Annotated in this window: 19 protein-coding genes; 14 read left to right on the forward strand and 5 right to left on the reverse strand. The window is 69.4% G+C overall.

Going from position 1 to position 18974, the window contains the following annotated elements; genetic code table 11:
* Positions 1–286 precede the first annotated feature (286 nt).
* Positions 287–3061 (forward strand): magnesium-translocating P-type ATPase, encoded by a 2775-nt coding sequence (gene mgtA, locus ASG71_RS04595; protein ID WP_056737537.1) that lies wholly within the window; start codon positions 287–289, stop codon positions 3059–3061.
* Positions 3062–3163: 102 nt separating this feature from the next.
* Positions 3164–4516 carry a phosphoribosyltransferase family protein gene (locus ASG71_RS04600; protein ID WP_056737538.1) on the forward strand — a complete coding sequence of 451 codons (1353 nt, stop codon included), beginning with the start codon at positions 3164–3166 and terminating at the stop codon, positions 4514–4516.
* Between the two features lie 16 nt (positions 4517–4532).
* Here ASG71_RS04600 and ASG71_RS04605 read toward each other — a convergent pair whose 3' ends face one another.
* The 3 genes from ASG71_RS04605 to ASG71_RS04615 all read right to left on the reverse strand — a co-directional run bounded on the left by ASG71_RS04605 (position 4533) and on the right by ASG71_RS04615 (position 6111).
* Positions 4533–4802, reverse strand: coding sequence for a DUF6480 family protein (locus tag ASG71_RS04605; protein ID WP_056738503.1), 270 nt, complete (start codon positions 4800–4802; stop codon positions 4533–4535).
* A gap of 147 nt (positions 4803–4949) precedes the next feature.
* Entirely contained in the window at positions 4950–5624 is a 675-nt protein-coding gene (locus ASG71_RS04610; protein ID WP_056737539.1) for a hypothetical protein, read from the reverse strand.
* 25 nt (positions 5625–5649) lie between these two features.
* Positions 5650–6111 (reverse strand): universal stress protein, encoded by a 462-nt coding sequence (locus ASG71_RS04615; RefSeq protein WP_056737540.1) that lies wholly within the window; start codon positions 6109–6111, stop codon positions 5650–5652.
* 174 nt (positions 6112–6285) lie between these two features.
* On the opposite strand from ASG71_RS04615, the gene ASG71_RS04620 reads away from it, so the two are divergent.
* The 5 genes from ASG71_RS04620 to ASG71_RS04640 all read left to right on the forward strand — a co-directional run bounded on the left by ASG71_RS04620 (position 6286) and on the right by ASG71_RS04640 (position 10227).
* Complete coding sequence (locus tag ASG71_RS04620) at positions 6286–7158, forward strand: NAD-dependent epimerase/dehydratase family protein (protein ID WP_056737541.1); 873 nt, start codon at positions 6286–6288, stop codon at positions 7156–7158.
* A 38-nt stretch (positions 7159–7196) separates the two neighbouring features.
* A complete protein-coding gene (locus ASG71_RS04625) occupies positions 7197–8228 on the forward strand; it encodes an aldo/keto reductase (RefSeq protein WP_056737542.1) in 1032 nt (343 codons plus the stop codon).
* A gap of 70 nt (positions 8229–8298) precedes the next feature.
* The gene (locus ASG71_RS04630) at positions 8299–8829 is read left to right on the forward strand and encodes a MarR family winged helix-turn-helix transcriptional regulator (RefSeq protein ID WP_056737543.1); all 531 of its coding nucleotides are present in this window, start codon (positions 8299–8301) and stop codon (positions 8827–8829) included.
* Positions 8830–8884: 55 nt separating this feature from the next.
* The gene (locus tag ASG71_RS16875) at positions 8885–9355 is read left to right on the forward strand and encodes a hypothetical protein (RefSeq protein ID WP_235563928.1); all 471 of its coding nucleotides are present in this window, start codon (positions 8885–8887) and stop codon (positions 9353–9355) included.
* Complete coding sequence (locus ASG71_RS04640) at positions 9352–10227, forward strand: serine/threonine-protein kinase (RefSeq protein WP_235563929.1); 876 nt, start codon at positions 9352–9354, stop codon at positions 10225–10227. Before ASG71_RS16875 ends, ASG71_RS04640 begins: the two co-directional genes overlap by 4 nt.
* A 65-nt stretch (positions 10228–10292) precedes the next feature.
* Here ASG71_RS04640 and ASG71_RS04645 read toward each other — a convergent pair whose 3' ends face one another.
* Positions 10293–11030 carry a FadR/GntR family transcriptional regulator gene (locus ASG71_RS04645; RefSeq protein WP_056737544.1) on the reverse strand — a complete coding sequence of 246 codons (738 nt, stop codon included), beginning with the start codon at positions 11028–11030 and terminating at the stop codon, positions 10293–10295.
* Positions 11031–11163: 133 nt separating this feature from the next.
* Here ASG71_RS04645 and ASG71_RS04650 point away from each other — a divergent pair, with 133 nt between their 5' ends.
* From ASG71_RS04650 to manD, 7 genes are all read left to right on the forward strand, one after another.
* Positions 11164–12453, forward strand: a complete 1290-nt coding sequence (locus tag ASG71_RS04650; RefSeq protein ID WP_056737545.1) for an ABC transporter substrate-binding protein — start codon at positions 11164–11166, stop codon at positions 12451–12453.
* Positions 12454–12603: 150 nt separating this feature from the next.
* A complete protein-coding gene (locus ASG71_RS04655) occupies positions 12604–13569 on the forward strand; it encodes a carbohydrate ABC transporter permease (protein WP_056737546.1) in 966 nt (321 codons plus the stop codon).
* Complete coding sequence (locus tag ASG71_RS04660) at positions 13566–14447, forward strand: carbohydrate ABC transporter permease (RefSeq protein ID WP_056737547.1); 882 nt, start codon at positions 13566–13568, stop codon at positions 14445–14447. The genes ASG71_RS04655 and ASG71_RS04660 overlap by 4 nt, the downstream gene beginning before the upstream one ends.
* Positions 14448–14454: 7 nt before the next feature.
* Positions 14455–15603 carry a galactonate dehydratase gene (gene dgoD / locus ASG71_RS04665; protein WP_056737548.1) on the forward strand — a complete coding sequence of 383 codons (1149 nt, stop codon included), beginning with the start codon at positions 14455–14457 and terminating at the stop codon, positions 15601–15603.
* Between the two features lie 5 nt (positions 15604–15608).
* Positions 15609–16283 carry a bifunctional 4-hydroxy-2-oxoglutarate aldolase/2-dehydro-3-deoxy-phosphogluconate aldolase gene (locus tag ASG71_RS04670; protein ID WP_056738510.1) on the forward strand — a complete coding sequence of 225 codons (675 nt, stop codon included), beginning with the start codon at positions 15609–15611 and terminating at the stop codon, positions 16281–16283.
* The gene (locus ASG71_RS04675) at positions 16280–17269 is read left to right on the forward strand and encodes a sugar kinase (RefSeq protein WP_235563930.1); all 990 of its coding nucleotides are present in this window, start codon (positions 16280–16282) and stop codon (positions 17267–17269) included. The genes ASG71_RS04670 and ASG71_RS04675 overlap by 4 nt, the downstream gene beginning before the upstream one ends.
* 66 nt (positions 17270–17335) lie before the next feature.
* Positions 17336–18565: a D-mannonate dehydratase ManD gene (gene manD / locus ASG71_RS04680; RefSeq protein WP_056737549.1), complete on the forward strand. Its 1230-nt coding sequence runs from the start codon at positions 17336–17338 to the stop codon at positions 18563–18565.
* Positions 18566–18678: 113 nt separating this feature from the next.
* Here manD and ASG71_RS04685 read toward each other — a convergent pair whose 3' ends face one another.
* Positions 18679–18888 carry a hypothetical protein gene (locus ASG71_RS04685; RefSeq protein WP_056737550.1) on the reverse strand — a complete coding sequence of 70 codons (210 nt, stop codon included), beginning with the start codon at positions 18886–18888 and terminating at the stop codon, positions 18679–18681.
* Positions 18889–18974: the final 86 nt, after the last annotated feature.

An 18974-nucleotide genomic window follows, 5' to 3' on the forward strand; every position in this document is an offset into this window, starting at 1 on the left:
TCAGGTCGAATCGACCGGCGGCGCAGCGCACCACAGCAGGCAGCGGTGGCGGAAGCAAAGCCGGATCGAAGAAACTTTCCAACGGCCTTCTGCTAAACCGTACCGGGACAAATTATATACAGGACTTGTCCGCGGTTTTTGTCAGCACCGGCGCCGGGATCCCCGGGCCGGTTGGCCGTTTTCGCCGCGCGGCCCTGCGGCACCCCTTGGTGCTGTGGACCCCATGACGCCGGAGCCGGTCAGACGTACCCTTAGCGGTACCTCAAGGTCGCCGGACGGACGTCGCATGCCACAGCCCGCACCACCACAGCCGCCACCCCGGCCAGCTCCCGGGACGCGGGGTACCCCGCCGCTGGCCCTTGCCGACGCCGCGGGCATCCCGGCGGCGGCGGTGCTGGCCGCCCTGGGCTCGTCGCCGGGCGGACTCCCGGACGCGGAGGCCGCGCGGCGGCTGGCGGAGGTGGGGCCGAACGCGGTCCGGTCCCATCAGGCCGGCGGCTGGTCCGTGCTGGGGCGGCAGTTCCGCAGCCCCATCCTGGTTCTCCTGCTCCTGACCGCCGGGCTGTCGCTCTTCCTGGGCGACACCACCAACGCGGTCGTGATCGGCGTGATCCTGTTCGTGAGCGTGGGGCTGGGCTTCGGCAACGAGTTCCGTGCCGAGCGCGCCGCCGAGGCGCTGCACTCGCGCGTCACCCACCGCGCCGTCGTCCTCCGCGGGGGAACGGCACGTGAGCTGGACGTCACCGCCCTGGTCCCCGGCGACGTCGTCCAGCTTGGGCTGGGGGCGGTCATTCCCGCGGACCTGCGTTTGCTCACGGCCAAGGACCTGCTCTGCGACGAAAGCATCCTCACCGGCGAGTCCCTGCCGGCGCCCAAGGACCCGGCGCCGGTGCCCGGCGGCGCAGCCCTGGGCGACCTGACCTCGTGCCTGTTCATGGGCACCGTCATCCAGTCCGGCAGCTGCACGGGCGTGGTGGTGGCCACCGGCGGCCGGGCGGAGTTCGGCCGGATCGCGCTCGGCCTGGGCGAACGGCAGCCCCAGACCGAATTCCAGCTCGGCCTCAAGCGGTTCTCCTTCCTGCTCCTGCAGGTGGCGATCGGCCTGACGTCGCTGATCTTCGTGGCGAACCTGCTCCTGCAGCGTCCCGTGCTCGAATCCCTGCTGTTCTCGCTGGCGATCGCCGTCGGGATCACGCCGCAGCTGCTGCCCGCCGTCGTCAGCACGAGCCTGGCCACCGGCACCCGGCAGCTGGCCAGGCGCAGGGTGCTGGTCAAGCGGCTGGTGTGCATCGAGGACCTGGGCGACCTCGACATCCTGGTCACGGACAAGACCGGCACCCTGACCGAGGGCCGGATCAGTTTCACGGCGGCCCTGCCGGCGGGCGACGGGGCCGCCGCGGAGGACGTGTTCCGGCTGGGGCTGCTCGCCACCGAGGCAGACTACGCCGAGGCCCGGCGCTCCGTGGTCGGCCAGAATCCGCTGGACGCGGCCCTCTGGGCGTCGCCGGGCGCCGCCGGATTCGATCCGCGCCGCTACGAACGGCTCGACGTCATCGATTTCGACCACCAGCGGCGGCGGACGTCCGTGCTGGTGCGCGACGGCGGCGGCCCCGCCCGGATCATCACCAAGGGCTCGCCGGAGGACGTCCTCACGCTCTGCGCCCCGGTGACCGCCGCGGTGCGGGCGCTGCTGGACGAGCAATTCGACGCCGGATCCCGCGTGGTGGCCGTGGCCACCCGCGACGCCGCCGGCATGACCGACATGGCCCCGGCCGATGAAAGGGACCTGGTCCTCGCCGGCTTCCTGGTGTTCCTCGACCGGCCCAAGGCCAACGCGCGCGAGTCCCTGGACCGGCTGGAGGCACTGGGCATCACGGTCAAAATCGCCACCGGGGACAACGCCAAGGTGGCGGAGCGGGTCTGCGACGAACTCGGCGTGCTCTCCGGCGGGACACTCACCGGCGCCGAAGTGGACGCGCTGTCCGACCCGGAGCTGGGCGCCGCGGCCCGCGAAGCCAGCATCTTCGCCCGGGTCTCGCCGGAGCAGAAGGCGCGGATCATCCGGCTGCTGCGCCAGAGCGGCGGGGCGGTGGGCTTCATGGGCGACGGCGTTAACGACGCGCTGGCGCTGCACCACGCGGACATCGGCATCTCCGTGGACAGCGCCACGGACGTCGCCAAGGACGCGGCCGACGTCGTGCTGCTGGACAAGGACCTGGGCGTGCTGGCCGACGGTGTCATGGAAGGCCGGCGGATCTTCGCGAACACCATTAAGTACGTCCTAATGGGCACCTCGAGCAATTTCGGCAACATGTTCAGCGCGGCCACCGCCTCGGTGGTGCTGAGCTTCCTGCCGATGCTGCCTGGCCAGATCCTGCTCAACAACCTGCTGTACGACACCGGGCAGCTGGCGATCCCCGGCGACCGGGTGGACAAGGAGCAGCTGCTCGCGCCCGCGCACTGGAATATCGGATTCATCCGGCGCTTCATGTTCCTCTTCGGGCCGATCAGTTCGCTCTTCGACTTCGCGACCTTCGCGCTCATGCTGCTGGCCTTCAACGCCGCGCCGGGGGAGTTCCGGGCCGGCTGGTTCATCGAATCGATCGCCACCCAGACCCTGATCATCTTCGCCATCCGGACCCGCCGCGTCCCGTTCCTGCGGAGCCGGCCCTCGGCGGGGCTGCTCTGCGCCTCGCTCGGCGTGGTGGCGGCCGGCGTGTTCCTGCCGCTGTCGCCGCTGGCCGGGGTGCTCGGCTTTGACCCGCTGCCGGTTCCGTTCTTCCTGGCCCTGCTGGGCATGACCGTTGTCTACCTGGTGCTGGTGGAACTGGCCAAGCGGTGGTTCTTCTCCCGGGTGGCGCAGCAGCCCGCCGTTCCGGCGCTGCGGCGGGTCCGGCGCAGGAGCAAAGACCACCGCGTCGCCCGCCGTGCCGCGCGGTTCAGCACCCCGGATGCGGCGGCCCGGCACGGCCGGCGCGGACCGCTGGCGCCCCGCCGGGGAAGGCAGTCCCGGAGCCGCCGAAACCGGGTCCAAGGGCCCTCACGCCCCCGAAACTCCTGACAGATAGTGGGAGGAACCGGCCAAGCTGGTCCGATGCCCGGCCTGTGGCGCGCAGCGCTGGAGGAGCCCCAACGGTCGGCGCCCGATTGGAAAGCCAAGACAATGAGCATTTTTGAAGACAGGGTCGATGCCGGGCGGCAACTGGGGCGGCGGCTGGCGGACCTGCGGGGGCAGGACATCGTGGTGCTCGGGTTGCCCCGCGGCGGCGTGCCGGTGGCATTCGAGGTCGCCGCGGCCCTGGACGCGCCGCTGGACGTGATTGTGGTGCGCAAGCTCGGGCTCCCGTACCAGCCCGAGCTGGCCATGGGGGCGATCGGCGAAGGCGGGGCGAGGGTCCTGGAGGAGCATGTGCTGGCCCAGGCCCGGGTGGGCGATCACGAGCTGCAGGCGGTCGAGGACCGCGAGCGGGCAGTGCTGGAGAACCGGGTGGCGAAATTCCGTAAGGGCCGGCCCCGCCAAGATCTGACCGGACGGGTCGCCGTGATTGTCGACGACGGCATCGCCACCGGCTCGACGGCGCGGGTCGCCTGCCGGATCGCCAGGAAGCTGGGCGCGGCGCGCGTCATCCTGGCCGTTCCGGTGGCGCCGGCCGACACCCTCGCCGCCCTCACCGAACCCGATGAGGTGGTATGCCTGGCCACGCCGCGGCACTTCGCGGCCGTCGGCTACCATTACCGCGACTTCTCGCCGACCGAAGACGATGAAGTGATCCAGCTGCTCGACGCCGCCGACCGGCGGCGGAAGGATTCACCGCCCGCGGCGGGCACGGCCCCGCTGGCCGACGAGGACGCGGCTGAGTTCGACGAGGAAGTGGAGATCCCTTCCCGCGGCGTCCGGTTGCAGGGCCACCTGCACCTGCCCGTCCCGGCGCGCGGTGTGGTGCTTTTCGCCCACGGCAGCGGCAGCAGCCGGCACAGCCCGCGGAACCGCTTCGTGGCCGGCGTTCTCCAGCGCGCGGGGCTGGGAACGCTGTTGCTGGACCTCCTGACGCCAGGGGAGGAACGCAACCGCGCGAACGTCTTTGACATCGAACTCCTGGCCCGGCGGCTGTCCTCGGCCACCGACTGGCTGGGCAGCCGGCCGGACACCGCGGACAGTGCCATCGGCTATTTCGGGGCGAGTACGGGGGCCGGTGCGGCCCTCTGGTCCGCCTCGGAGCCTTCGGCGCGGGTCGCCGCCGTCGTTTCCCGCGGCGGCCGCCCGGACCTGGCCGGGCCGAGGCTCTCCGCCGTCCGGGCGCCGACACTGCTGATCGTCGGAAGCCTGGACTACGAGGTGCTCGAATTGAACCGGAAGGCGAAGGCGGCGATGCGCTGCCCCAACCAGCTCGCCGTGGTGCAGGGCGCCACCCACCTGTTCGAGGAGCCGGGAACCCTGGCCGCTGCCGCGATCCTGGCCCGGGACTGGTTCACCAAGTACCTGCTGCCGGCTCCGGAACCCGGGGCGCCGGCCTAGGGAAGCGCCCGGCCGGCTACTCCTCGTGGCCCTGGTCGCGGCTCATCTGGTCTTCCGCCGGAGGCGTCTCGCCCGGGGGCACCCCTCCGCCCGGCTCCAGGCCGGTGATCTTCCCGCTGAGCGGGTCAGGGTTGGCCGAGGCGCCCGCATCCGGGGCGTCCTGTCCGGCGGACGTGGTGCCGGCCGGGGTGGCCGCCTCCCGGGCGTCCTCCTGCGGCTGGCTGGCGGCGCCCGGCCGGGGCGGGTCCGGGTTGGCGGGATCGTTTTCGGGGTGGTAGCTGCTCATGGTCATGCCTTCCGGTGCTCGACGACGCTGGACGATGCAGTAAGCATGCTGATCATCCTAGCCGCCGGCGGCACGCCCCGGCTATGCCAGCCGGCCGTGGGGCGCGTCTCCGGGGTTCGGCCCGCGCCGGCGGTGCGGCCGCAGGGCCTAGGCGCCGTGCACCTTGTGGCCGCGGTGCCGGGCCCGGTAGGCGTAGACCAGCAGGGCAATGCCGGCCAGGATCAAAGCGGCCGGCACAACGAAGTCGGCGGCGGTGAGCAGGGCCGCGGCCTGCAGCGCGAAAGCCGCGCCGAGCACGGCCAGGGCCGCAGCCGGAATCAAGGGCCACCTCATCCGGGCCTGACCTCCGGGAGACCGGACCGGGACCAGGGACAGCAAGCCGAACGTCCCGGCGAGTCCCAGGAACAAGGCGGCGGCGACGGGTGCGCCCTGCCACTGCGCCGGCAGCGCCACGACGACGGCGAGCGTGAGCATCACGCCGCACGGGATCACGGCCCACCAGTTGGCACGTTCGCGCAGGTAGACGGCGGCGAACCCGGCGGCCATGAACAGGAACAGCACGGTCCCGCCGGAGTCCCCGCCGGAGAGTTGTGTCGCCGTGACGACGGCGGCCAGGCCGAGGAACACGGACCCGGGGATCGCGGCCCACCAGTAGTCCCGCGAGCGGACGAAGAGGACCAGGAACGCCGAACCCACGCCGGCGAACAGCAGGGCCGGGAGGAATGCGACAGTGTCCAGAACGCCAAGCAGGTCCAGCAGCAGCAGTCCGCCCAGGGCCATCAGGGCGAGGCCGGCGGCAATGCTGGTCCGAGCCGATTTCACCGTCCGCCTCCGAAAACCGGCCCGACTACTCGGCCGGCTGGCTGTCGCCGTCCTGGCCGACCACCAGCACGGGACAATGCGCGTGTGCGACACAGACGCCGCTCACTGAGCCCATCACCTGCGCCAGCAGCCCGCCTTTGCCCCGCCGGCCGACCACGAGGAGCTGGGCGTCCCTGCTTTCCTCGACCAATATCTTGGCCGGCGGCCCGAACTTGACCTGCCGGGTGAGCCGTTCGGGCCGCGCGTCGCCGAACGCCCGTTCCAGGGACTCCTCCACCAGGCGCTTCGCGGTTTCCTCGAGCTCGCCCGCCGAGGGAGTGCGCTCTTCCGGGAGATGGGAAGCCAAGAAGAAATCCGAGGTGCCCAGGCAGGTGATGACCTCCAGCGGGGCGTCCAGGCCGGCCGCCATGCGCCCGGCGACCCGGAGCGCCGTCGTCGAAAACTCCGAACCGTCCACGCCCACGACTACCCGCTGATTTGCGCTCATGGCACCCACCATCCACCGGCGTCCCCGGACCGCCTAGGGCCAAAGGTCACCGCGGCCGCCGCGTCCCGGGCACCCGCTCGGCGACCGCTGTCAGGGGCCGGACCGCGGGTGCGCCGGGGCGGCGTCCGTTCTAGGGTGGGGGAACGGCAGCCCCCGACCCTCGAGGAGACCCAGATGAGAATTGCAGTTACCGGCGGAAGCGGAAAGCTCGGCAGGCATGTGGTCCGGAGGCTCAATACCGACGGCCACCAGGTCACGAATCTGGACCAGACGGGGGACCGGGGGCCGGGGTTCACCCGCGTGGACCTGCGCAACTACGGCCAGGTGGTGGACGTCATCCTGGGCCTCGACGACCGGCACCAGGGCTTCGACGCGATTGTCCACCTGGCAGCCATCCCCGCCCCCGGGCTCGCGCCCGACGCCGCGACCTTCGAGAACAACATGTTGTCCACCTACAACGTCTTCCAGGCCGCCCGCCGCGCGGGCATCAAGAAGATCGTGTACGCCTCCAGCGAGACAGTCCTGGGGCTGCCGTTCGACATCGACCCGCCCTACATTCCCGTGGATGAGGAATACCCGGCCCGCCCGGAGAGCACCTACTCGCTGGTCAAGCACCTCGAAGAGCAGATGGCCATCCAACTGACCCGCTGGGACCCGGCGCTCAGCATCACCGGCCTGCGGTTTTCCAACGTGATGGACGCGGAGGACTACGAGGAGTTCCCGTCCTTCGACGCCGACCCGGCGCTGCGGAAATGGAACCTCTGGGGATACATCGACGGACGCGACGGCGCGCAGGCCGTGGCGCGGGCCCTGAAACACGGCCAGCCGGGTTTTGAGGCCTTCATCATCGCCAATGAGGACACCGTGATGAGCAGGGCCAGCAGCGCGCTGGCCGCTGAGGTGTTTCCGCAGGTCAAGGTCGTCAAGGACCTCGGCGAGCACGAAACGATGCTCTCGATCGACAAGGCGAAGCGTCTCCTGGGCTACGCGCCGGAACACAGCTGGCGGAACTACCACTCCAACAGGACCACGCCGACCGAGGACTGACCCGTCCGGCCCGGTCAACCCCACCACAAAGGAGCCCCATGCAGAACCGCACCCTGGGTAACAGCGGCGCCGTCGTCTCCAGTTTCGCGCTTGGCACCATGACCTTCGGCGCGGAAGCCACGGAGGAGCAGTCCCACGCCATCCTGGACGCGTACTTCGCGGCCGGCGGCAACTTCATCGACACCGCGGACGTCTACAGCGCGGGGGTCTCGGAGGAGATCATCGGCCGCTGGCTGGCCAGCCGTCCGGAGGCCCGCGACCGTGCCGTCGTGGCCAGCAAGGGCCGGTTCCCGATGGGCCAGGCCCCCAACGATGTCGGCACCTCCCGCCGCCACCTGCACCGGGCGTTGGATGACTCCCTGCGCCGGCTCGGGGTGGAACAGATCGACCTTTACCAGTTGCACGCCTGGGATCCGGTCACGCCCCTCGAGGAGACGCTGCGGTTCCTGCAGGACGCCGTGGCCAGCGGCAAGATCGCCTACTACGGGTTCTCCAACTTCCTCGGCTGGCAGCTGACCAAGGCCGTGCACCTGGCCAGGGCCCACGGCTGGAACCCGCCCGTGACCCTGCAGCCGCAGTACAGCCTGCTGGTCCGCGGGATCGAGTCGGAAATCGTGCCCGCCGCCCTCGACGCCGGAATCGGGCTGCTGCCGTGGTCGCCGCTGGGCGGCGGCTGGCTGTCAGGCAAGTACCGGCGCGACCAGCCTCCTACGGGCGCCACCCGGCTGGGCGAGAACCCCGCACGCGGCATGGAGGCCTGGGAAGCCCGGAACAGTGACCCGCGCACCTGGGAGATCATCGCCGAGGTGCAGGAAACGGCGGAGCGGCACGGAGTGAGCCCGTCACAAGTGGCCCTGGCCTGGCTCGCCGACCGGCCGGCCGTAACCTCGGTGATCCTGGGAGTCCGGAGCGTCGAACAGTTGGCGCACAACCTGGCGGCGGCCCGGCTGACGCTCACCGAGGAAGAAACCCTGCGACTCACCGCGGTGAGCAGCCCGCCCGTCGGGGTCTACCCCTACGGGCCCCTGGCTCAGGAGCAGCGAAGCCGCAAACTCGACGGCGGGCGTTAGCAAACAGGTGCGCATGCCCTATCATTGATTGCTTAGACAGACGTACAACTAGGCCGTCGAAGGAACTGGGATGAATGCGCATGGTGCCGGTGAAGGTTATTGGTACCCGCCGGAACAGCAGCGGCGGGCCGCCGCCGTGGGGGTGCTGAACGCGCTGAGGGAATACCGCGCGTCGGAGACGGCGATGCGCCGCCGCACCCGCTCCTCGATGGCGATGGGTGAGACGGACCTCCTGGCCCTGCGCTACCTGCTGGAAGCCGAGCGTGCCGGCGCCGGCATCCGCCCCAAGGAGCTCGCGGCCCGCCTTGGCATGACCTCGGCTTCCATGACCGCGTTGGTGGACCGCATGGTCAAGGGTGGTTACGTCACCCGTGAGCCGCACCCCGTGGACCGCCGCGCCATCATCCTGCGCCCGACTCCCGGCGCTGACGAAGAGGTTCGGCAGACCCTGAGCCAGATGCACGAACGCATGATCGAGGTGGCCGAGTCCCTGACTCCCGAGCAGGCCGCGGCGGTCACGGAGTTCCTGGTCAGGATGCGCGACGCGGTAGACAAGGTCGACGCCGACCACCCGCAACTGGTGCTAACTGGACAAAACTAAAATACTAGATAGGCTAGCTACATTATCAGCTAGCTATTTAGAGGCAGTGGGTCCCATGACAGCAGTAGTCGAACGCAAGACCGCCGGCAACGCCTCAACGGCTGGCATTGGCGGGCAGGAAAAGCGACCTGAGGCAGATTTCGCCGGGTCGCTGCACCTCCCCTTCCGGGCAGTGCCGGCCACGACCGGCGAGAAGGCCGGATCGGTTCCCCCGCTGCACTGCGGAGTCCAGATGACGTCCTCGCCCGGGCCCGACGCCTCGCTGCCCTGGGCGCAGTTCCACACCGGCCTTGGCGAGTGGATCTGCACCTGCGGATTCCGCATGGATGCCGCCCCCGCCGTGGACCCACTGGCCGCGGTCCGGGCCGCGGCCGGCAGGCTGGAGAGCCTGCAGTGGGAAATGGACGCCGCCGAGGCTGCCTTCAACGCCGCCGTCCGCAACGCCTCCCGGGCAGGGGCGGAGCGCGAAGCGCTGCGCCTGGCCGCCGGCCTGACGGCTGACGGCCTCGCCGACGTGATCCGGTGACCCTTGCCAGTGTCCTGAACCGCCGCAGGGGCCCGGCCAGCCAGCCGCACGCCGGTGCGCAGCTGGTTGGCCAGCGTTACCGCATCGACCACCTGCTGGGGCGTGGATCCGAGGCCGACGTCTTCCATGCGACCGACTTCCGCGGTCCGGACGCCGCCGGCTCCAGTGCCGCGGCCGTCAAGGTCTTCCGCTCCGCCTCGTCGGACAACTCCTCACCCTTTGTCCGCGAACGGGAGCTTCATGCCCCGCTGCACCATGCAAATGTGGTCCGGATTCACGGCAGCGGGCGGATGCCGGCGGGCGGCCCGGATGCCGGCCGGGACTATATCGTCGCCGAGCTGGCCGGGACCGACCTGCGGCAGCTGCTCCAGGGCGGGCCGCTTCCGGCGGCGCAGACCGCCGTGCTGTTGGGCGGCGTCGCCAAGGCCCTGGCACACATCCATCGGCGGGGCATCGTGCACAACGACGTTAAGCCGGCCAACATCATGGTCGCCGGGAACCCGGAGGGAGGGGCGGGCGTTGCGAAGCTGACTGATTTTGGCATCGCCACCAGCGCCTGGCACCGGCCCAACGCCCACGCCTCCGGCACGCCGCACTACCTCAGCCCCGAGGCGGTCCACGGGCGTCCCACGACCGGCGCCAGTGATATCTACGCCCTGGGCCTCGTCGCTTTCGAATGCCTCACCGGCATCAAAGCCTTCCCGGGTCCGGCCCTGGAATCCATGGTCGCCCGCACGCTGCGGTCCCCGCGGCTGCCGGACACCGTGCGCCGTCGCTGGTCGGTGCTGCTGCTGGCCATGACCGACACGGACCCGGCCACGCGCCCGACCGCGGGTGAAACCCTGCGGATGCTCCAAAGAATCGGCCGCTAACCTATCTCCGCCGGGCCCGCCTGCCGGATCCACCTGCCGGATCCCAGGCAGAACAGATGCCTGGCCTAGGGTGTCTTCCCGCCCTGGTGGCTGGACCAGATGTCCCCGATTTCCTCGGTCGACTGCTCCACGATCCGCCGCATGGCCGCATGGGCAGCATCGGTCTCGCCGCGCTGGATCGCACTCGCGACGTCGACATGCAGCTGGAGTGCCTCATGCTGCGGCAGGTGCGGCATCAAGCCGTGTTCGGTGCGGCCGGTCAGGACTTCGGCGACCAGGTTGTGCAGTTGCGAAAACATGGGGTTGCCCGAGGCACGCAGTACGGCCGCATGAAACTCGATGTCCAGCCGGAGGAACTCGTCCTGGTTGCCACGCTGCCCGGCGGCCCACAGCCGGGCGGCCTGGGAGACGAGGTCGCTGCCGGTGTCCCAGGAAGCGCGTTCGGCGGCCAGACGGGCGGCCTGCGGCTCAATCGCACCTCGCAGCTCGTTGAGTGCCCGCAGCTGGTCCACCCGCCGGGACGAAGCCAGCCGCCAGCGGATGACCTGCGGGTCGTAGAGGTTCCAGGAATCCTCGGGCTGGACCACCGTGCCAAGCCGGCGGCGCGATTCGAGCATCCCCATTGCCGAAAGTACCCGGGTGGCTTCCCGGACCACGGAGCGGGAAACATTGTGCTGCGACTCAAGCTCATCCAGCCGGAGGATCGTATGCGGCGCGAGGCTCCCCTCGGCGATGGCGAGCCCCAGCGTCTGGACCAGCACGGAGTGCAGGTCTGCTGAAGACTCCGCCTTTGGGGTTTGCATGAATAAATCATACGGGTGGGCGCAAGGGGTTGTTTAAGTATGCTTTATTTCTCTAAGATCGCTCCAGAGCAGATGTAAAGATGCATCCGCGGGTGGCTGGATCGCATCCGGCCCTGAAGACAAGGGAGTCGTAATGAAGCGACGTTCAATTGTGAAGTACGCGGCCGTGGCCGCCGCGCTGTCGCTCGGGCTGACCGCCTGTGGCAGCGGAGGCGGCGACGCCAAGGCCGCCGGAACGGTCCGGGTCACGCTGGCCAACCACGTCTGGACCGAAGGCATCAAGGCCGCCATTCCGGAGTTCGAAAAGGCCACCGGCCTTAAGGTCGAACTCACCCAGCTCGGCGAAGACCAGCTCTCGGACCAGTACAACGTCAAGCTCAACGCAGGCAGCGACGAAATCGACGTCATGATGTACCGCCCGCTTCAGGAAGGCAAAGCCTTCGCCAAGAACGGCTACCTCGCCGACCTCACCTCCAAGGTTTCCGCCGACGCGAACTGGGACTGGAAGGACTACCAGGAGGGTCCGGTCAAGGCCAGCACCGTCGACGGCAAGGTGGTCGGCGTCCCGATCATCACCGAACGCGAAGTCCTCTACTACCGCAAGGACCTGCTGCAGGCCGCCGGCGTCCAGGTCCCCAAGACCATGGACGAGCTCGAAGCTGCCGCGAAGAAGATCGCCGCGGCCAACCCGGACACCGCCGGCTTCGTGGCACGCACTGCCAAGTCCGCCGCGGTGACCCAGTTCTCCAGCTTCCTTTACAGCTTCGGTGGTGACTTCACGGACGCCGACGGCAAGTCGGCAGTCGGCAGCGACGCCGCAAAGAAGGCCTACTCCTTCTACGGCGGCCTGATCAAGAACTACGGCCCGAAGAACGTCAGCACCGACATGAGCTGGCCCGAAGCGATGGCCATCTTCACGCAGGGCAAGGCCGCCTTCTACACCGAAGCGGACTCGCTCTACAAGAACGCCACCGATCCGGCCAAGTCCAAGGTCGCGGACAAGGTTGGCTTTGCCGCGCTGCCCGCGGGCCCCGCCGGTTCCAAGCCGTACAACATCCCGTCGTGGGGCCTGGCCGTGAACAACGCCTCCGGCAACCAGGACAACGCGTGGAAGTTCATCCAGTGGGCCACCAGCAAGGACCGCACGCTGGCGGCGCAGAAGGCCGGCGTCCCCGGCCCGCGAGCCTCGGTCTGGGCTGATCCTGCCGGAACCTCCACCTACCCGAAGGACCTCGCCGAGGCCATCGCCACCAGCGCCAAGAACGGCGTCGGCCATGACCGCCCCCAGGTCATCACCGTGGGCAAGGCCCGCGAGATCGTCGGCGAACCGATCGTCGCGTCCATCACCGGCGCCGACGCGTCGTCCGCGGCCGACTCCGCGAACGAAGCGTTCCAGAAGTTCCTGGACAGCGAAAAGAAGTAACATCCCGGCGCAGCGCTCCTGAGGCAAACTGCCGGACGCGCAGTGCCTGAGGCAATCTGCCGACGCACCACTGCCCGGCGGGACGGCTGCCCAGCCGCCGTCCCGCCGCGGCCACGCTCTTCACTTCACCCCCAACTTTTTAGGTGAACCATGTCTGTACTGAACACCTCCCGCGGCGACACACGCCGTGGCGCCGGCCGCGGCGCGGCGCGTCCGCCCGTCCCGCGGAAGTCCTTTTCCGCCTGGGCCAACCGGCACCGCAAGTGGCTTTTCGCCGCGCCGGCCATGATCTTCGTCGGCGTCCTGATCGTTTTCCCGCTGGCCTGGACGCTCTACCTGAGCCTCACCGACTCGCAGGGCTCGGTCCGCGCCGCGACCGAATTCATCGGCCTGGAGAACTACGTGACGGTGCTCTCCGACGTCGAACGGTTCTGGCCCGCCGTCGGGCGCACGCTGTCCTTCACCGGCGTCGCACTGGCCTGCGAAGTCGTTCTGGGCATGGGCATCGCCTTGCTGTTGTGGCGGCCCTTCCGCGGCGAGAAGTGGGTGCGCGTCGCCATCCTGCTGCCGCTCGTCGCCACCCCGGTGGCCGTCGGCATGATGTGGCGGCTGATCTTCGACCCGAACATCGGCTTCGTCAACCAGCTGCTCGGCATGATCGGCATCCCCCCGCAGCCGTGGCTCTCCGGCCAGGACACCGCGCTGGGGACCACGATCTTCATGGATATCTGGCAGTGGACTCCGATGGTGGTGCTGATCCTGCTCGCCGGCCTCACCTCCCTCTCCGAAGAACCCGACGAGGCCGCGCGGATGGACGGCGCCAACGCCTTCCAGCGCTTCTTCTTCATCACGCTGCCGCTCATGATGCCGACCGTGATCGTCGCCATCCTGCTCCGCGGCATCGACGCCCTGAAGACCTTCGACATCCTCTACGCCACCAAAGGCAAAGGCGGCGGCTCCTTCCACGAGGTCGAGACCCTCAACGTCTACGCCTATGGCCTGAGCTTTGACTACAACCAGTACGGGCTCTCCTCCGCGGTGCTGATCCTGTTCTTCATGATCATCATCGGCACCATGTGGCTGCTGACCATGCGCAAGAAAGCGGTAAGCAAATGACCGTCCTGACCCAGTCCCAGACCTCCGCCGCTCCGCAGGCACCCGCCCCGCGCCGCCGCAAGCCGCTGGGCACCCGCGCCTACAAGGTGTTCAGGGTGGTCGCGCTTGTTGCCGTGGTGCTGTTCCTGATCGCCCCGCTGTTCTGGATGCTGCTGGCCTCCTTCAAGACCAACGTGGACATCTACGACACCGCCAAGTCGTTCATCTTCACCCCCACCGGGGAGAACTACGCCAACGTGCTGCAGCGGAACAACTACTTCATCTTCATCTTCAACAGCTTCTGGGTCGCGTTCGTCTCCACGGCCCTCTCGCTGGTCCTGGGCGTCCCGGCGGCTTACGCGATGAGCCGGTTCACCATGGGCCGATCGGCGCTCGTGGTCCTGATGGCCCGCGTCATTCCGGGCGTCTCGCTGCTGGTGCCCTGGTACTACGTCTTCTCCAACCTGAAAATGGTGGGCGGTTTCGAGGTGCTGATCCTGAGCCACATGTTCGTCGCGCTGCCGCTGATCGTCTACATCATGATGAGCTACTTCGATTCGCTGCCGCTGGAACTGGAGGAGTCGGCGCAGGTGGACGGACTCACCCCGATCGGCGCGTTCCGCCGCATCACGCTGCCGCTGTCCGTCTCCGGCATCGCCACCGCCGGGATCCTGTCCTTTATCTTCTCGTGGAACAACTTCATGTTCGCCCTGGTGCTCTCCGGCTCCAAGACCAAGACCCTGCCGGTGGCGATCTTCGACTTCGTCTCCTACGCCAGCATCGACTGGGGCGGGCTGATGGCCGCCGCCACCGTGGTCACCATCCCGATCATGATCATTGCGCTCTTCACGCAGAAGTACATCGTCTCCGGCCTCACCGCCGGCGCGACCAAGGGCTAGGCCACACATGACACGCATCAGCAGGATTGAAACCTTCCTCGTCGCGCCGCGCTGGCTCTTCGTCCGGATCGAGACCGACAGCGGGATCATCGGCTGGGGCGAGGCCAGCTGCGAGGGCCGCAGCGAAACCGTGCGCACCGCCGTCGAGCAACTCTCCGAACTGCTCATCGGCAACGACGCGCTGCGCATCGAGGACCACTGGCAGGTCATGACCAAGGGCTCCTTCTACCGGGGCGGCCCCATCCTCGCCAGCGCGGTCTCCGGCCTGGACCAGGCCCTCTGGGACATCGCGGGCAAGCACTTCAACACCCCCGTGCACCAGCTCCTCGGCGGCCACGTCCGCGACCGGATCCGGATGTACGGCTGGGTGGGCGGTGACGAGCCGAACGAGGTGGCGGACCAGATCAGCGCCCAGCTGGAGGTCGGACTCACCGCGGTGAAGATGAACGCCAGCGGCCGGATGAGCCCGGTCGCCTCGGTGGCCGAGCTCGACGGCGTCGTCCGCCGGGTCGCCGCGGCCCGCGAGGTGCTCGGGGACCACCGCGACGTCGCCGTCGACTTCCATGGCCGCTTCAGCCTGGCCAACGCCCGGCGGGTGGCGCCGCTGCTGGAACCGTACCGGCCGTTTTTCCTCGAAGAGCCCGTGGTCCCGGAAAACACCCACCTGCTGCGCGAGTTCACCGCCTCGACGACGACGCCGGTCTCCACCGGCGAGCGGCTCTACAGCCGGCAGGAATTCCTGCCGGCGCTGCAGGCCGGCATCGCCGTGGCCCAGCCGGATCTCTCGCACGCCGGCGGCATCACCGAGGTGCGCAAGATCGCCTCGCTGGCCGAAATCTACGAAGTACAGCTGGCCCCGCACTGCCCGCTCGGGCCGCTGGCGCTGGCGGCCTGCCTGCAGGTCGGCTTCGCCACGCCCAACTTCCTGATCCAGGAACAAAGCATCGGCATCCACTACAACCAGGGCGCCGAAGTCCTGGACTACGTGGTGGACAAGAGCCCGCTGAAATTCGTTGACGGCCACATCGAACGGCTGACCGGCCCGGGACTCGGCATCGAGATCGACGAGGCCGTGGTCCGTGCAGCGGACAAGCGCGGCCACGCCTGGCGCGGACCGGTCTGGCGCCACCCCGACGGCGCCTTCGCAGAATGGTGAACGAGATGAGTACCCTACCGACCCCCGAAGACCTGCTGGCCGGTATCTGCGAGACCCGCCTCGTGGCGATCGTGCGCGGCACCGACGGCGGGGCCGCCGCCAAGGCTGCCCTCGCGGCCATGGAGGAGGGCTTCCGCTACGTCGAAATCGCCCTGACCACCCCGGACGCGCTGGCGGCGATCCGCACGGTCCGCGCGGCGGCACCGGCCGGCTGCTTCGTCGGGGCGGGCACCGTCCTCACCGCCGCGGACGTCGCCGACGTCGCGGACGCCGGCGGGCAGTTCACGGTGACGCCCGCCCTGGCCTCCTCGATCGAGGAGTCCGCCCGCCTCGGCATCCCGGTCCTGGCCGGGGCGCTGACTCCCAGCGAGGCCTACGAAGCGATGAACCGCGGGGCGACGGCGGTGAAGCTGTTTCCCGCTTCCATCGGCGGTCCCGGTTATCTGAAGGCGCTCCGCGATCCCTTCCCCGGCATCCCGTTCATCGCCGTGGGCGGCGTCGGGCTGGAGGAGGCGCCCGCGTACTGGGACGCCGGCGCAATCGCGGTCGGCCTGGGGGGTCCGCTGTTCGGCGACGCCGGTTCGGGCGGGGACCTCGCCCCGATGCGCGCACGGGCCCGCGCCTTTGTCGACACGGCGGCCGGCTACGGCCGGCGGTCGCCCGCGGAGCCGGCGCGGTGAGCGTGGACCTGCTGACCCTGGGCGAATCGATGGTCTCGCTGCGCTCCGGGGGGCCGTTGTCCGCCGGCGGCGCGCTGACTATGCACGTGGCCGGGGCGGAGTCCAACGTCGCCGTCGGCGTCGCCCGGCTGGGCCACAGCGTTGCTTGGGCCGGCGTTGTGGGGGCGGACCCGCACGGCGAGTTCATCCTGCGCCGGCTCCGCGGCGAGGGCATCGCCGTGCAGCACCGGGTGGATACCGCCAGGGCCACCGGAGTGATGTTCCTGGAACGCCGCACGGCCGACCTCAGCCGCGCCTACTACTACCGGGCCGGTTCCGCCGGGTCCACGATCGGCCGCGAGGACGTGGACCGGGCCTTCGCCGCGGGTCCCGGCGTGCTGCACCTGACCGGCATCACCGCAGCCCTCAGCCCGGACGCCCGGCGCGCCGTCGAATACGCGGCGGCGCGGGGTGCGGCGGAGGGCCTGGTGGTGTCCCTCGACGTCAATTTCCGCAGCAAGCTGTGGTCCCGCGACGAGGCGCGCGCGGTCCTCACCCCGCTCGCCCGGCACGCCACCGTCCTGATCGCCTCCGACGACGAGCTCGGCCTGGTCGCCGACGACGGAGGAACACCCGGCAGCGGCGGCCGCGGGCCGGCAGAAGCAGAGGCTGCCGAACTGGCCATGGCCGCCGAGCTGCTGGACCGCGGAGTGCGGGAGGTGGTGGTCAAGCGGGGCGCCGCCGGTGCCGGCGTGCACACCGCCGCGGGCCGCTGCGAAGCTCCCGCCGTCCCGGTGACCAGCATCGACACCGTCGGAGCCGGCGATGCCTTCACCGCCGGCTACCTCTCGGCCCTGCTCGACGGCGGCGACGTCGCCGCCCGGCTCAAGCGCGGCACCCTCGCCGGGGCCTTTGCGGTCAGCACCGCTGGCGACTGCGAGGGCCTGCCCAGCGCTGCGGAACTGGCGCTGCTGGGCGCCGCCCCGGATGGAAGTACCCAGCGCTAAGATTCCCCGCCCCAGCCGGGAGACCCCGGCATCACCCCCGACCAACACCGAAAGCCTGGACCAGCCGTGAAAATCATTGCCGCCGAAGTCTTTGTGACCAGCCCTTCCCGCAACTTCGTCACGTTGCGGATCACCACTGAGGACGGTGTCACCGGCATCGGTGACGCGACCCTCAACGGCCGCGAACTGGCCGTCGCCGCATATTTGAAGGAGCACGTCGCGCAGCTGTTGATCGGCAAAGACCCGCACCGGATCGAGGACACCTGGCAGTTCCTCTACCGGTCCTCGTACTGGCGCCGTGGCCCGGTCACGATGGCCGCGATCGCCGCCGTCGACATGGCCTTGTGGGACATCAAGGGCAAGCTGGCCGGCATGCCGGTCTACCAGTTGCTCGGCGGCGCCTCCCGGAACGGCCTGCGCGCCTACGGCCACGCCTCCGGATCGGACCTGGAGTCGCTGTTCGATTCGGTCCGGGAGCACCTGGCGCTGGGCTACAAGTCGATCCGGATCCAGACCGCGGTGCCCGGCATCAAGGCCGTGTACGGGGTCGCGGCGCAGGCGCAGGCCTCGGGGGAACGGTACGACTACGAACCGGCCGGCCGCGGGGCGTTCCCGCTGGAGGAGGACTGGGACACCCGGGCCTACCTGCGGCACCTGCCGACGGTGTTCGAGGCGGTCCGGAACGAGTTCGGCCCGGACATTCCGCTGCTGCACGACGGGCACCACCGGATGACCCCGATCCAGGCCGCGAAACTGGGCAAGGCCCTGGAACCCTACGACCTGTTCTGGCTGGAGGACTGCACCCCGGCGGAAAACCAGGATGCGCTGCGCCTGGTCCGCTCCCACACCACCACGCCGCTGGCGATCGGGGAAGTCTTCAACACGGTCTACGACTTCCAGACCCTGATCAAGGAGCAGCTGATCGACTACGTCCGCGCCGCCTCCACGCACTTTGGCGGCATCTCGCCGCTCAAGAAAGTCATGGACTTCGCCGCGCAGTACCAGGTCAAGTCCGGCTTCCACGGCCCGACGGACATTTCCCCCGTCGGGTTCGCCGCCCAGCTGCACGTCGGCCTGGCCATCCACAACTACGGAATCCAGGAGTACATGCAGCACTCGGCCGCCACCAACGAGGTCTTCGAGCAGTCCATGACCTTCGTCGACGGCTACCTGCACCCGGGCGAGGCTCCCGGCCTGGGCGTCGAGTTCAATGAAGAGGCCGCAGCGGCCTACCCCTACCAGCAGGCCTACCTGCCCTACAACCGCCTGGTCGACGGAACGGTCCACGACTGGTGACGTTCACCGGCCAAGTCAACGGTCTATAACCGGCCCAACGCCACGAAGGCCCCGGGCGGCGAGTCGATGCTCAGCCGCCCGGGGCCTGGCTTTGTGGAGCCCCGGGTCGGGGACTAGCGGACCAGCTCGCGGGTCATGCCGTAGGGCACCTGGTCCGAGAGCGCCGCGGTGTAGTGCCCCGCCGTGTGCCGGGTCAGCAGGATGCCGTGCGTGCCCGTGAGCATGGCCAGCCGCTGCAGGCCCTGGACCGCATCGTTGAGGCGTTCGTCCAGCAGCCGGCGGCTGTCGACACGGATCTCAATGCACTCGTTCGCTGTGGTCATCGGGCTGTCTTTCATCAAGGGGCGGCAGCCGCGGGTCCGACGGCTGAAGTGACAGTAACGTCTGATTTAAATGTGAGTCAACTCAC

This window comes from Arthrobacter sp. Soil763 (genome assembly GCF_001428365.1).
In the GTDB taxonomy this organism is placed as follows: Bacteria; Actinomycetota; Actinomycetes; order Actinomycetales; family Micrococcaceae; genus Arthrobacter.